General features: G+C 36.8%; 13 protein-coding genes and 1 pseudogene. 4 read left to right on the top strand and 10 right to left on the bottom strand.

Annotated elements, in window-relative coordinates; genetic code table 11:
• Position 1 precedes the first annotated feature (1 nt).
• From H9631_RS07490 to H9631_RS07470, 5 genes and pseudogenes are all read right to left on the bottom strand, one after another.
• Positions 2 to 886: an ABC transporter ATP-binding protein gene (locus H9631_RS07490; protein ID WP_191811445.1), complete on the bottom strand. Its 885-nt coding sequence runs from the start codon at positions 884 to 886 to the stop codon at positions 2 to 4.
• 79 nt (positions 887 to 965) lie between these two features.
• Positions 966 to 1169: pseudogene (locus H9631_RS07485) on the bottom strand (VOC family protein); the annotation flags it as partial.
• 102 nt (positions 1170 to 1271) lie between these two features.
• Positions 1272 to 1559 (bottom strand): ATP-binding cassette domain-containing protein, encoded by a 288-nt coding sequence (locus H9631_RS07480; protein ID WP_191811441.1) that lies wholly within the window; start codon positions 1557 to 1559, stop codon positions 1272 to 1274.
• A gap of 191 nt (positions 1560 to 1750) precedes the next feature.
• Positions 1751 to 2347: a TetR/AcrR family transcriptional regulator gene (locus tag H9631_RS07475; protein WP_191811439.1), complete on the bottom strand. Its 597-nt coding sequence runs from the start codon at positions 2345 to 2347 to the stop codon at positions 1751 to 1753.
• A 7-nt stretch (positions 2348 to 2354) separates the two neighbouring features.
• Positions 2355 to 3104 carry an alpha/beta fold hydrolase gene (locus tag H9631_RS07470; RefSeq protein WP_191811437.1) on the bottom strand — a complete coding sequence of 250 codons (750 nt, stop codon included), beginning with the start codon at positions 3102 to 3104 and terminating at the stop codon, positions 2355 to 2357.
• A gap of 1220 nt (positions 3105 to 4324) precedes the next feature.
• On the opposite strand from H9631_RS07470, the gene H9631_RS07465 reads away from it, so the two are divergent.
• From H9631_RS07465 to H9631_RS07450, 4 genes are all read left to right on the top strand, one after another.
• Positions 4325 to 4948: a TetR family transcriptional regulator gene (locus H9631_RS07465; RefSeq protein ID WP_077702587.1), complete on the top strand. Its 624-nt coding sequence runs from the start codon at positions 4325 to 4327 to the stop codon at positions 4946 to 4948.
• Positions 4949 to 4960: 12 nt separating this feature from the next.
• A complete protein-coding gene (locus H9631_RS07460; RefSeq protein ID WP_188733401.1) occupies positions 4961 to 5512 on the top strand; it encodes a GNAT family N-acetyltransferase in 552 nt (183 codons plus the stop codon).
• 36 nt (positions 5513 to 5548) lie between these two features.
• Positions 5549 to 6970, top strand: a complete 1422-nt coding sequence (locus tag H9631_RS07455) for an MDR family MFS transporter (RefSeq protein WP_077702585.1) — start codon at positions 5549 to 5551, stop codon at positions 6968 to 6970.
• Between the two features lie 85 nt (positions 6971 to 7055).
• Positions 7056 to 8126, top strand: coding sequence for an ISL3 family transposase (locus tag H9631_RS07450; RefSeq protein ID WP_225220925.1), 1071 nt, complete (start codon positions 7056 to 7058; stop codon positions 8124 to 8126).
• A gap of 54 nt (positions 8127 to 8180) precedes the next feature.
• Here the strand turns inward: H9631_RS07450 and H9631_RS07445 are convergent, their stop codons facing one another.
• From H9631_RS07445 to H9631_RS07425, 5 genes are read right to left on the bottom strand one after another with little or no spacing between them, the layout of a single operon-like run.
• Complete coding sequence (locus tag H9631_RS07445) at positions 8181 to 9092, bottom strand: conjugal transfer protein (protein WP_077702584.1); 912 nt, start codon at positions 9090 to 9092, stop codon at positions 8181 to 8183.
• Between the two features lie 15 nt (positions 9093 to 9107).
• Positions 9108 to 10118, bottom strand: a complete 1011-nt coding sequence (locus tag H9631_RS07440; protein ID WP_077706829.1) for a bifunctional lytic transglycosylase/C40 family peptidase — start codon at positions 10116 to 10118, stop codon at positions 9108 to 9110.
• A gap of 8 nt (positions 10119 to 10126) precedes the next feature.
• Positions 10127 to 12352 (bottom strand): MFS transporter, encoded by a 2226-nt coding sequence (locus H9631_RS07435; protein WP_225220924.1) that lies wholly within the window; start codon positions 12350 to 12352, stop codon positions 10127 to 10129.
• Positions 12303 to 14759 carry a conjugal transfer ATPase TcpF gene (tcpF, locus tag H9631_RS07430; RefSeq protein ID WP_077702583.1) on the bottom strand — a complete coding sequence of 819 codons (2457 nt, stop codon included), beginning with the start codon at positions 14757 to 14759 and terminating at the stop codon, positions 12303 to 12305. The genes H9631_RS07435 and tcpF overlap by 50 nt, the downstream gene beginning before the upstream one ends.
• On the bottom strand, positions 14743 to 15135 hold the full coding sequence (locus H9631_RS07425) for a conjugal transfer protein (protein ID WP_077702582.1): 393 nt from the start codon (positions 15133 to 15135) through the stop codon (positions 14743 to 14745). Before H9631_RS07425 ends, tcpF begins: the two co-directional genes overlap by 17 nt.
• Between the last annotated feature and the right edge of the window lie 13 nt (positions 15136 to 15148).

Below are 15148 nucleotides of genomic sequence, written 5' to 3'. Positions count from 1 at the left end.
ATTATCCCACCTTTTCAATAAAGATTTCATTTAATGTCGGCTCTAACATCCTGAAATTGCGAATGGGGATCGAGCGTTCCTCGAATCGGTTGAGAAGTTGAATCGCTTCTTTATCATCCGTCACTTTCACGACGATGTCGGCTTGTCCTTTTTCAAAAGGTATTTTCCAATCATGAAGTGCAGCTTCAACAGCTTCACTGTTCGAAATCGTTAAATTACGGAAGCCGTAATCTTGTTTAATTTGATCCAATCTCCCTTTAACGATCGCTTCTCCTTTTTTCATTAAACAAATATGCTCGCAAAAGCTTTCAATTTGCTCCATTCGATGACTCGACAGAATGACGGTTTTTCCTGCTTTTATTTGCTCTTCAATGATCAAGGATAACAGATTGGCATTTACTGGGTCTAAGCCACTGAATGGTTCGTCTAAAATAATCAATTCCGGATCATGTAACAATGTTGCGATTAATTGAATTTTTTGCTGGTTTCCTTTTGATAATTCATTTGCTTTTTTTGTTTTATATTCGGTTATTTCAAGTTTTTCAAGCCAATGATCAATTGCCTCATCAACTTGTTTGCGGCTCATACCTTCAAGCTCACCAAAATAACGAAGTTGTGTGACAATCTTCGTTTTCGGATAAAGTCCCCTTTCTTCAGGAAGATAGCCGATTGAGACATTTGCCTGATCAAGCCTTTTTCCTTCCCACTTCATTTCCCCTCGATCCGGTGATAATAAGCATAGCAACATTTTAATTGTAGTTGTCTTGCCCGCTCCGTTTCTTCCAAGAAGTCCGAGTACCTCCCCCTTTTTCAAAGAGAAGCTAAGATTTTTAACAGCTTTCGTTTCCCCAAAAGACTTACTTAATTGATAAATTTCTACCCCCATACATTGCACCTCTATTCTATTAATATTTTTTCTAATAATAAAAAGCTGCTTTCACAACTTCTCATACATCACATTTTCGTCATGAGTTCTGCTGAGCGATCTGAATAAGATTGCCGCATGTATCATCGAAGACAGCTATTGTGACTTCCACCATTTCTGTCAGTTCCATGGTAAACTTCACTCCAAGTTTCACTAGTTGTTCGTACTCTTTTTGAATATCTTGAACCCCAAACATCGTTGCTGGAATGCCTTCGGCATATATCTTCTTTTGATATACTCTTTCGCAGAATAATAAATTGCAATGCGGATTTCATACCTTTGGAGAGTTTGGTTACATGTTTGTTTTCATGTAAATTAAAATCAGTTAACAGTTCTTTTGCAAAATTCATATCGAAATTTGGATTGTAATAATCACCAAAGCGTAACGCATCGAAACGCATCTTTTACCTTCCAAATCACACTGAATGGATGTTCCTCTTGCATTAAATCCAAATAGAGTTATTTCACCTTGATCAGGTTTTAAATGGCCAGCTAACAGCTTCATTAAGGTTGTTTTCCCCGTGCCCTTCCGCCCCCAAAGTCCAAGGATGATTGGATCACTCTCCAACAAATTCAAGCCATTTAATATTTTGGTTGAATCATAACTGTAATGAACCTTATTGACTTTTATCATGATTGTTTTCTCCATTTACAGCTGAAAGTTACCTGCCGATAAATTCCTTTATAGTACGTTGGATTCATTTCTCCTCCACAGTTTTCACATTGAAACAGACTGACATTCACCGAAATGGTGTGTACACATTTCATTTGACTCAGGAACATCAATTGGACCATTAATCGAACTGTTAAGGTTCCTTATCTATTTTATACATTAGATGATCTGCAAAATTCATGAATAATTTGTGCTTTTATCTCTTCAATGGGAAACTTCTGCGGATAGGTAGATATCATCAGCATGCTGCCTTGAAGCACGGACGAAAAATATAGCGACCGTTTCCTCGGCTCATTTATTCCCATTCTTTCAAATATTTCACATTGAAACTCAAATTGCCTGGCATTTTCTTCAATAATGAGATAACTGTATTTTATCAACTCTTCATCAGCTTCTGGCTGAGTTTGCAAATGAAGATAGAACCGATGAACTTCCGGATTTTGATAAATGTTATCAATGGCGCCATTGACTATATATTCAAGCTGTTCACTAGCAGTCTCTAAAGTGGTTGCTTCTTCCATGACTTCAACCACTTCTCTGATTCTTGTCTCTACCATTTCAGCAAGCAGCTCTTCTTTTCCTTTGTAATAGTTATAGAGCAAACCTTTCGAAATCCCCCCTTGTTTAGCTATATCGCTTATAGAAGTAGCGTAATATCCCTGCTTCATAAATAACTCCATAGCCGCAGCTCTAATTTTTTCTTTGGATGCTTGGCGAATACGATTATTCTCTTCTGGTGTACGTGGCATTTTAACTTCATTCCTCCATAAAAGCAGTGATTGCCTGATTTAACGCTTCAGAATGTGTCAAGGTCAAGATATGATCAGCATTTGGTATTTCAATAAAATTGATATTTTGAATTTTTCTAAAGTGTTCAAGAGCAAGAAAATTTTCAGGTAAATCCTTTTCGCCAATAATAAATAATGTTTTGGCTGTCAACTCTTCTAATCGGTCGATGGCAGGAGGATTGGGCCATATCATTTCAAAAGCAGGTCCACCCAACACTCGTTGAAACTGATCTTGAAGCATTTGCGTGGCAAGATTTCTTTGCGGACTATGGATAACGACTTGATACATTGGAGAATGCAGCATCAAATCTACCATCTTCTCCACATCCGGGGCAGCCCCCATCACCTTTTGCATTATTTGCTCATATTCTGTGTAACCTTGAAATCCTGATAAAGCAGGAGCAATTAAAACAAGGTTTGTGACTTTTTCCGGATAAGTTAAAGCGAATTCAGTTGCAATTTGCCCACCAATGGAATGACCGATGATGGTTGGCTTATCAAGCTCAAGCTCATCTATAAAAAACCGCATATCTTCCACATAGTTAACTTGGTCTTTCGGAGTTGGTGATTGACCAACACCTCGACCATCAACAGAAATTACTTGATAATACTTAGCCAGTAGAGGTGCCAAGTAATTCCATTCCCGCAAATCAGTACCTCCGCCATGGATCATAACAACTGGATGTCCAGTACCATTAATCTCATAGTACAAATCCATTAAAATCCCCCCATAAAATTCAAGTTTATCAACATTTTATCTTTGAATGAACACTTAGTCAATAAAAAATAACCATTTACTTTCAAGATAATTGGCTATCTATACTTAGGAATTAGAAGATTTCAAATTACCCTTCATTAATTTACAAATGGATAAGAATATTGACGAGCTTTCAGATTGAATCCCTTACATAATCGCCGAACACCCTATGGTTCCTGAGCTGATCCATAATCAATTGGAAATCCTGTTTCTTTTATGCGAGCTAGTGCGTTTTCAAGATCATCAACTTCAATTGAAAAAATCAGGTACTGGTGTCCCGAATCCACCTTATGGAAAGAAACAGATTTAAACGTCTATTTTCTCATGCGAGCCATAGGTTAGGAGTAGAATTTGGAGCAGTGCTTATCCCTGTTGTAGATGCCACTTATAAAGATATGCCGGAAAAACAGGTTTCTCATGGCATCAGTATCACGCGATTGCTCAACAAGTAGGTGGAGCATTTGGAACTGCAGTGCGTGCCGCCAACTTACAGAGTCAATTAATTCATGGACCGATGCTCGATGTCGCATCATGGGTCAATGTGTTCAATTATACTTTCTGGTGAACAATCGGATTTACCACGTGTGCCATTATTCCGGGGGTTTTTCTTCCAGGGAACAGACGGAAATCGTGGTCTTTTTTTTGGATGAAAAGATTGATAAAAGGAACTAGTAGTGTTTAATCACATGAATCCAAAAATAGTTGGTATGACCGACCATAAATGGTTGACCATAAAATATGGAGATAGAAAACCTGTAAAGTATATTTTTTGGGCTTACCAACTAAAGTGTGTAAATTATTCGGGTAATCGGATTTTAGTGTGGAAACTCATTTTTATTTAATTAATGATCATAAAGCACTAATTCGGATTATCATGTAGAAAAATATATTTACTGAAACATAATAATTTTGGGAGTAGAAATTATTTGCGGGGTTTTCTGGTGAAATTATTACATTAACCCTAATGAATTGCTAACTTAACCACATTCTTTCTCATTAGAATGTAGATTTTTTATGACTGGTCGTCCTATATTTACAAGATAATTTACATAACTAAAAAACAAAAATATTAATATAAAGGGTTGAAACTATACACTGGTGTCGGTATAATCTATCATATAAAACGACATAAGTGTATAGTTTATTGTATACCCTTTGTCAATCATTATGGAGGTGGCTTTATGGCACCAAAAGTTAGCGAAGAATATAAAAAAGAAAGAAAAAGAGAATTGATAGAAGTAGCCAAGAAGGTGTTTATCGAGAAAGGATTTGTTCACACATCTATGCAAGATATTATGGACAAGGCTGGAATATCCAGAGGTGCATTCTATAGTTATTTCGATAATATTGATCACGTTTTTATCGAAGTCTTAAAATATGATGACCAAAAAGACATTCAATATTTTGTGTCATCTGATGAAGGTCCAATATGGCCACAATTAAAAAAATGGGTTGAAGAACAGCAATTTTATATTGAGGCAATTGAGCAAACACTGCTCTATGCAAAGGCAGAATTCTTTTTATCATCTAATTACGCAAATAATAAAGATAATTTCCCTTACATTTCTGAACGCTATAAGCGAACTACTGAAGCTATAGAAGAAGTATTGAATGAAGGTATGCTTAAAGGAGAATTTAGACCTCAACAATCTACTCGTTCTATAGCACGGTATCTCCTATCATTTATAAACGGTTTAATGTTGGACACATTTCAATTGGGACATGAACAAACAAAAGTAAAGAATCAATTATCCGTCTTACTTTTTTCTTTAGAAAAATTAATTAATCCAAAATCTGCACTATAAGGAGTGATCACTATGTTGTTTGAATCATCAAGAGTGAGATTAAGAAAGATGACAAAGGAAGATACAGAACTTTATCACAAGTGGAGAAACGATATGGAAGTTATGCATTCCACCAACTCATCTTTAGATGTTTATCCAATGGAAGCAACTAAAGAATTTGTAGATCATGTTATTTTGGGATCTCATTCAGCCAAATGCTATATTATGGTTGAAAAAGGAGATGAAATACCAATTGGCATTGTATCATTAATCAACATTGATTATAAAAATAGAAATGCTGAATGTATTATTGATATCGGGGAAAAGGAATATTGGGGAAAAGGCTATGGTTCAGAGGGTTTGAAATTACTGTTGGATTATGTTTTTTACGAAATGAACCTCCATCGAGTTTCCCTTAAAGTATTTTCATTTAATGATAGAGCTATTCGTTTGTACACTAAAATCGGTTTTCAGGAGGAAGGAAATAGTAGACAAAGTCTATTTAGAAATGGTGAATGGCATGACATCATTCATATGGGGCTTTTGCAAAATGAATACCTTGAAAAGCAAGTAAGAAATATATAAATATGATTATTTTTATCCTTTGTAAGGTGGGGTTATATGGAAGTACAAAGAAATGAAAAGCAATTTAGTGTGATTCCTATTATGATATCTTTGTTGCTGGCGGGATTTATAGGTTTATTTTTCGAAACAGCCTTAAATATGGCTTTTAGTGATTTAATGCAGGTGTTTCAAATAAATGCATCTACCGTTCAGTGGTTAACAACGGGCTACCTTTTAACCATTGGCGTTTTAGTACCTATTTCGGCACTTCTAATCCAATGGTTTTCAACAAGAAAGCTATTTATAACTTCAGTAGTATTTTCTATTTTAGGTTCAATAAGTGCTGCAATTGCTCCAAATTTTAGTTTGTTATTAATAGGGAGAATGCTTCAAGCTATTGGTACAGGAATACTCCTTCCATTAATGTATAATGTTGTTTTAGTAATTATTCCTCCCAAAAAGAGGGGGACGGCTATGGGGTTAATAGGATTAGTAATGATGACATCCCTTGCACTTGGTCCTGCAATTTCTGGGCTGGTGGTTGAAACCCTAAGTTATCATTGGTTATTTTGGTTAGCAATTCCCTTCTATGTAATTGCCCTGTTGTGTAGTGTGTTCTATATGCAAAATGTTTCTACAATAACCAAGCCAAAAATCGATTTATTGTCTATTCTTCTATCTACAGTTGGGTTTGGGGGAATAGTATATGGTTTTAGTGGTGTAGGGCAAACAGAAGGTACATCAATTGCCATAGTGACTATAATCATTGGTATTTTATCATTATTACTATTCTCTATTAGACAGTTCTCTATTAAATCCCCTATTGTCAATTTGAAGGCTTTCAAACAGCCGATGTTTGCATTAGGTACTCTGACTGTGGTAATTAATATGATTATTATTTTAACAGCTAATCTTCTTCTACCTATTTATCTTCAAGACGGTATGGGCTACACCGCTTTGGTGGCAGGGCTAATTTTACTTCCTGGTGGAATCTTGAATGGGATTATGTCACCTATCACTGGTCGATTATTTGATCGATTTGGTCCAAGATGGTTAGTGATTTCTGGTTTTTTCATAGCCTTTGTTGTACTTTGGATTTTCTCCAATGTTGAATCGAGCACATCTGTTGAAGTAATAATCACACAGTATATGTGTTTGATGCTTGGAACCTCAATGGTTATGATGCCAGTGCAAACTAATGGATTAAATCAATTGGATACAGAGCTATATCCACATGGTTCTGCAATAATAAATACAATGCAGCAAGTGGCAGGTGCCATTGGAACGGCTACAGCTGCAACAATGATGACAATGGGACAACAAAATTATTTATCTGGCATCACCGACCCGACAACACCTGAAAATATAGTGGTTTCTCTCACATCAGGAGTACAAAATGCTTTTATTTTTGCAATGGTGGTGTCGATTATTGGATTAGTTTTAGCATTCTTTATCAAACGTGTAAAAGTTGAGGACTGAACACAAAAACAGCATTACTCTAATCAAGAAGTAATGCTGTTTTTGTTTATTGTCTTAAAATATGTTGCAAAAGGAAAATGAAATAATGACATCTAATATGCTTAACCTACCAAATTTTAAAATTATTGATATGGATGAGAGTGAATTTGATTATAGATTCTTAGTTGAGACCATTTTACCGCCTCCCTCCTACTGCCCAAAATGTGGTACTGTTGCAAACTTATATAAGCACGGTAAAAAGAAGCAGTTATTTTTCGACCTACCAATGCACGCTAAACGTGTTGGAATTTATATAAAACGACAGCGTTATAAATGTCGAGAGTGCAATGAAACGTTTTTTGAAACTTTGTCTGATATGGATGTCAATCGTTCTGTTACTAATAGACTTATAGATTGGATTCAAGAAGCCAGTCTTGAAAAGAAATTCACCAGTATTGCAGACGATATAGGCATTGATGAAAAGACTGTACGAAACATCTTTAATGACTACGTTGCAGAACTTGAAGCACAAACAGATTTCAGAACTCCTAACTGGCTTGGTATTGATGAAGTCCATCTGCTAAAGAACTATCGTTGTGTCATCACAGATGTAGAAAACAAGTCGGTAATTGGCATTTTACGAAAACGTAATAAAGATATCGTTATCAGTTACCTGTTAAAACTTCAAAACATTGATAAAATCGAACTTGTTGCAATGGATATGTGGAACCCTTATAAAAGTGCTGTTTATACAGTGATACCACATGCCAAAATCGTAATTAACAAGTTTCATGTTGTAAAATTAGCTAATGAAGCCTTAGAGAAAATCCGAAAAGCTAACCGTCAAAATGTCTCAGCCAAAGAACGCAGACAACTTATGAGAGATCGTTATGTGCTTCCTACAAGACGAAAAGACCATAACGACTTCGATGATCAAATAAAGTTGCAAGTATGGACTGATAAGTTCCCATTACTTGGTCAAGCATACGAACTTAAAGAGCATTTCTTTGACATCTATGAAGCTGAATCAATTGATGAAGCCTATAAACTGTACCAAAAATTTGCTGCATCAGATTTTGAACGGGATTTTTTCTTGATAACTTTTTCAACCCAAAGCCAAGTGCGGAAAGGAGTTATGCGTGTTTCTTTACTCCGAAACTTGAGTTATATACTATAAATTTTATAATGATTTCTTAAGTCATAAATATCATATTTTCTTATTTCTTTTGATTTATTGAACGATCATCCAGTTCATATCTTTCTCTAAAGTGAGTACATATTGTGAAATTTGCTCTCCCTTCGTCGTTTCATCCAGATACTTCACAGATACCCAGACTTGTATCTGGTGTCCTGATTTTTGGAATACTGGATTGATTAGTTCTGAAAATATATAGTTTTTCCTAATCGGTGGTAAGGCATTATCTTTCACATAATAAGCAAGTTCTTTATCAGTGGCGGTCGGATAAAACGTAAAGAATGTTTCCAAAAACTCTGTTACTTCATGTACAGTATCGGAATTAACTGTCCCATTACTTTCGGGCTGTTTTGGTTCATAATCAGATTTTTTCGGTAAGCTCCACAAGGTAGGGTTTTGAGTAATTACCAAGTTTCCTAACTTATCTTGATGAAGTAGAATACGATAGGTAGAGCGTACCCATTGGCTACTTTTATCCTCTGAAATTTTTTGTTCTACCGAATAAACAACAGCATAGGTATCCTCGTTTTCCTGCGATACTGACCAAATGTTTATATTACCTACACTAGAACTGGTAGGAATATCGTTCCTTACGGTATCTACATTTAAAGCTTGCAGTTCTTCTGTCAGATAATCAGTAAGTTTTTCTGTTCGTTCTTCCAATGATTCGGCTTCATTTTCCCACGTGTAATAGTCTTTCACAAAGTTTCTTGTAAAGCTTTCAATCGCAGTTGTATCTACCATATGGTTCTGCACAATTTCTCTTTCATGAATGGTATGTTGATCAATGGAGGTAAAGTTTTTATAGATTCCAAACGCTAGACTACTGATTAATAGAATCCATAAAAAAAGATCGGACTTTTTACGCTTTCCAACCGTTTTCACTTTTACCTTTTTCGATTTCTTTGGCTTTTCCTGTTTTTCTTTTTTACTAAAAGGGAGGTACATGCTATCCCATCCTTTCTATTGTTTAATACGTCCAGATCCAATCAGGTGCTTTTGCCAGTAAGAAGAAGTTAAATCTGCATAACCAATCGGATCTCCAGCATTATACATCTGATTATTTCCAAGGTAGATTCCTACATGGGTGACATAGGTTCCTGCATTATATGTGGAATGAAAAAACACTAAATCCCCAGGCTTTGCTTCCGATAAAGGTATCGACTCGGTTGCGTCATACTGTTGCTGTGCTGTTCGAGGCAAGTTAATCCCTGCTTTTTGATAACTCCATTGTGTCAATCCACTACAATCGAATGAAGTCTTTGGATTATCACCACCAAAGACATAAGGGAACCCTTCATACTTTAAAGCTTCATTCATTACGATCTGAACTAATTCATCATCAAATTGCGGTGAGATAAAATATTGACTAACTAAATCGACATAAAACATATTGCCATAACGGTAACGCCAACCACCGTTTTTCTTTACAGCTATCGGATTCGAGTAAGTGACTTTGCTGCCACCTGAACGTTCCTTCGCAAAGTTTTCTGCAAGTTCAAAGTTGTACTGGGAACCTCTTTTCGCGACATAATCAATAAAAGCACCGCCATAGTTGTAGGCTTGAATAGCTGTATTGCCATCAACATCACTTCTTTCTGCAGAATGTAATAAATCTGAAAAGTATTTAGTTCCTTGTTGAATTGAAGCTTCGGTATCTAAAGTATTGGGTGGAAGTCCCAACGATTCACTACTCTGCATCACATCTTTTAATTTTCCACCACTCTCTACTTGGATAATGGCTAGTAAGGTAGAGACATACTCACTAATTCCATATTCTTGTGCATATTTTTCTACCATTGGCTGATGTTTTAACACATCTTTGGAGACCGATACATCATCTATATCATGGATGAAATCCCCGCTATCAGATGAATGTTCTTCATTTGATATAAAAATAGCTACAAATGCTAATAGCCCTAAAAAAGCAAGAAAACCTAATCCCCCAGCAATTAACATGACCTTTAATTTCATGACTTTCATCAGCGTTTCCTCCTAGTTGCATGGATTGGACGCTTAGTGATTTGTTTCTGGTTTGTACGTTTCAACGGTTTAGAGGGACGCTTGATGATTGTCCGACTATTTTTTGGTCGGGAAAGTTCTTCATTGGGAGATCGGTTTTCTTTTTTAACAGGTTGTTTGGGATTATCAGTAAAATGCTCTTTTCTGTCTGGACTCGATAACTGTCGTTGTAATTTGAATTTCTTCATATGCTCGCTTTTTGCGACAGGTCTTGTCTTTTCTTTTTGTTGAACAGTTGGGTTCTTTAATCTATTTTGATGTGCAGATTCATTGATATCATGCGTGACTGGTCGTTCATAACTAGCAGTCTTTCGAAAAGGGGTACGTTTTTTATCCAATGCTTGTCGCCTATCTGCAATCGTTTGACGATGTTTTGCTTGACGGTCTGCATGTGTTTTTTGTCTCTTTTCCTTTGCTTGCTTCATGCCTTCTTTAAAATCACGGGCTGGTTTTGTAAGCTGTTCTTTTCCTTGCATCACCGCATATTGAGCAGTAGTAGGTAAATCATGTAGTTGTTCTTTACGATGATCTATATTTGCACGGAACTGACTTTTCGCACCAAGCACTTTTCCTGTGACTTGACCTACTTTCTGACTTAAAGATGTTGATTTCGTGCGATCAGTTGGCCGTTCTTTGTTATTTTTGGTAGTCGATGTTAACCGTTGTAATGGGCGTAGGGGAGAGAACGAACCTTTTGTTTGCTTTGACTTTCCAACCATTGCCCCGACCGTTGCTCCAGCAGTTGCCCCTGCAAGGGTGCGTCCGATTGTTCGCTGTAATCGACGACTACCTCGATTGAACATTCGATAAGGACGACGCATGACTTGACGTCCGACTTGTTGCGAATCATTACTTTGCAGTTTAAACATGCTCATAATGTCACCGAGTTTCATGTAAATCCCTGCAAACGTCACGATCTGCAAAAAGGCAATCAAGAAAAATGGAAAACTTGTTGTTAAACTGTAAAGCATGGATGAAATACTAAAAGCAACTGTAATAATGAGCGTGATACCAGCTCGAAGCATAATTACATTAAACAATTTCATAATCGCCTGTTTTCCCATGTTTTCAAAGGTGGGTATCATGGAAAGTAGAAAACTAATTGGTAAAAACATCGCATAGATAATAAACAAAATTTGCGAGAAAATCATAATTCCCGATAGTAGAAACACGAAAATAGAGATACCGATATTAAACAGAAATAAAAAGAAGACCATTCCTAAACGTGTGGTGGTCTTCGTAATGGTTAAGTTTTTATTGTCGTGATCTTCAATTTCTGCTTTGACAGCATCTTCACGATCTTTCCCGTTATTCGTATCAGGATTGATAGAAACTAAGTTTTCAACACGTTCTTCGCCAATCGTTTCTTTATCCGAATCATCAAATTGTAATAATATCCAAGGCTGTTCCACTTGAATAGAAAAGAGGTTATTCCGTATCATATCGACACTATCTTTTCCTTGGCTACTCGAATTCGGCATCAGGATTTTAGTACCTAAATCTAAACTTGCTTGACTAATATCTGCTGAAAAGTCATTAATTTTAGCGATATACGTTGGGGCATAGGCAATAAAGGAGGCCGACAAAATAAAAACGACTAAAAAGTTTAGGATCGCTCGAATCGCTTTCGTCGTTTCCCGTTTTATTAATCCTGTATAAGCCACATAAATTCCAATCACTAAAATGAAAAGAAGCAAGAAACCCACATAAAATCCCGAACTGCTGAAACCACTTGCCGTAATCCCGGCTAATGTTTGCATGTTTTTTCCGATAGCGTCTGCCGTTTGTGAAATGAAATCGAGTGAATAAGCCTGTTGGATTAAATAGCCTGTCGCATTAGATAGATACAAGCTTATAATCCAGATAAAATTCGTGATTGTGTATAGGCCATACATCACTTGTTTTCCGATACCATCATTCCAATTCCATGGCAGCCAATCCCAACCTGTGTCTACATAAAAATCGAGTTGGTAATGATCAAGCGGATATTTAGAATACAGATTATCTTCTGACACCGTATCATCAACTAAGCCAGCTGCTTGAGCTAATGTTCCAAGTAAAAGAAGACATAGAAAAACGGCAGTACCAATAAGTACCACCGTCAAGACAATCTTTTTCAGTTTTTGTTTATTCAAATTAATCGCCACCTTTCTTCTCCTGTGTCGGTGGACGCGTGTCAAAAGCATGGAATAATTCTTCAAAGACAGGATGGACTTGAATAATTCCCACACGCCCATATAAGTCTTGAATTAAACATTGGCCGTTTTCCAGTTCCCGTAATCGCCTTTGATTCGATTCATCTTCCGCATCCACACCAAAGAATTGAAGGGTTTTCTTTATTTCTGTCATATCCCTGGAACGGAAAGCAAACTTGACGCCGATGTTATTTTTTAATTTTTCATCGGTTAAATCGTCGGCATTCTGGGTAACAAAGTAGACACCAGCATTCATTGCACGCCCTGCACGAACTAATTTATTTGAAAGTGTTTTTCCTTGTGCAACTTGTAGAAAGCTCCAAGCTTCGTCCAAATCAACAATTTTAAAAATGCTACGATCGGAATGTATAAAGTCTAACGCAAAAGTAGAAATGACAATCAGCATGGCGACACTTAATAATTCCATCGTCGTATATTCCTCAAAACTTGTTTCTGCGTCTGGTAACACTAAATCTGCCACTTGAATGATATTCAACTGTTTTTCTAAACTAATCGAATTTTCCACAGTACCATCCGAAAAGAGAAGGTGGGCAAAGTCATAGTCGGTAAAACTTTCGATATGGTCAGCAATTGGATCAGCTAATGGATTAGGATCACTTCTAAGTTCATGAATCACAAGAAGCAAACCACGTTCTTCCTGTTGACCAACAGCTCGAATCGCTCGTCGTAATACAGGGAATTTATCTCCATCCCGACTGGATATACCTGTGAGGAAAGTAAGAATATCAATCGCAAGACTTTCCGAGTCCTTTTTCTTTTTCATAATGACAAAAGGATCAAGTAATCCTTTGTTGGTATCGTCACTTGTTAAATTAACAATATTTATTTCGTGAGCAATTTCAGGTAACGTTTCTTTCCATTTCCCTCGTTCCGCCTTTGGATCAACAATGAGGGCTTGACCACCAAAGAGAACCGCATAATAGACAAGTAGATTATTGGAAAAAGATTTACCTCCACCAAGTGAGCCTAAGAAAGCAGAAGCTAAGGCATTCGTGACCGAACCTTTGACGCCTTGACTAGCAAGGCTAGGGTTGAGATAGACATTTCTTCCCGTATCCAAGTTGTAGCCAAAATATATTCCTTCTGTTTCTCCTAGCATTTGTGTTGCACCAAACCCAAGGCCTGCCAAAAAGTCAGAGGTCACGTACTGGATATAATCATTCATATACCGCTTACTAGCAGGGATAAATTCACTGTGTAAACCGATTATATCTCCAAATGGACGAACAAGTTTTACATTCAAATCATCATAAAAATCTTTTACCTCATTACAACGCTGTTTAAGTTCGTCCAAGTTAGGAGCAGACACGCGAATCACGTAGCTTAACTTATACATCGATTCTTTACTTTGGTCGAGCACATCTTCTAATTCATTTACCTGTTCCAGCGCGTCGATGACATTGCTGCCAGTTTCATTATCGGATTCCCAGGCATGATTATCCAAGTCTTTAAGTTCCTTTTTCTTGTTCCGAACGGTAGATAATGCTTTTTTATTCGTTACAATTTCTACGTTCATGGAAGTATCAATTGGAAAATCAAATTGTTGTTGTTGATAATAAAAGATTTCATCTGACGGAAATTCAAGGTCACCGACAATGGAATTTATCGTAAAGTAGGCCACATACGTGGTTTGTTCTTCCTGTTCAATTTTTAAATAACGTTGATTTTCCTCAATTAAACAACGAGTCGGTTTAATCAGATCATAACGCTTCACTAAAGTTTTCTTTTTTAACTTCTTAAGAGGTAGGGCATAATCGTACTCGTCATAAGCTATTCCAGTTTGGCCGTGAAGATGTTCAATCAGATAGCCAAAGTCATTTTTATCTAGAGGGCGTACCTTAAAACGTCTCGAAATTTTGTTTTGCAATAAAGATTCCATTTTAGAGAAACGTCTAATTTCTTCATGAGGCATCGAGACAAAATCTCCCATCAGGTGATGGTTTACATCAAGGACAAATGAAGAAAGTGAATTTTTGATGTTTTTCCCCATTGATTTCATACTGACTTCTTCTTCATTCAACAACAGCTTAAAACCAATAAAGAAGCGGTAGTCGACTTGATGTTCGCCAATCATGGAGACAAGGGCTTCCGTTTGGTCGTCAATACGTTCATAAGCAACCTCTTGTAATCGCCCTGTCACTAGCTCCTTGCTTTGTTCCTGTACCGAGCGGATACTGCTTGCGGTACTGATCTGCAAAGCATGAATTTTACCGTCTTGATTTTGGGCAATCAATTGACGGAAATGGTCATGCACCTGTATTTTCTCATCCTCCGATAAAAAGGAATAATTATATGGCAACAGCTCATAATACGCGAAACATTCGCCGTCATGATTGAAAACAAGATTATTTTCAAGGTATTTAATCGGATAACGCATGGACTTCACTCCTAACAGCGGTGATATTTTCATTTACTTTCACACGTTGTAGTTTGATAGGTTTTCCTGCATACGTAACTTTAGGTCGAAACCAATATGTCAATGCAGACTTGAAAAAGCTATACGGTTTTTTACCATCGAATGTTTTTTGACTCATAAACCAAGTCAAACCAACTGGAATTCCAACATATTTTAATAACGCCCCATCAATCAAGGAGAGGGGAGGGCGGTTTCCAAGTAGCATGACAGCTAAAAGAGAAAGCACAAACCATGACATTTGGTTAAAGGTCACTGGGAAAGGTAATCGAAAATCATTAATGGCATAAATCACTTTTTCGACTGACCAAATACGGGTATAACTTTTTAGTTTTTTCACATGAAATCATCCT

This window comes from Bacillus norwichensis (genome assembly GCF_014836955.1).
GTDB classification, from domain to species: Bacteria; Bacillota; Bacilli; order Bacillales; family Bacillaceae_C; genus Siminovitchia; species Siminovitchia norwichensis.
Note: the sequence above shows the minus strand (reverse complement) of the source record. Positions and strands in the feature narration are given on the sequence as shown.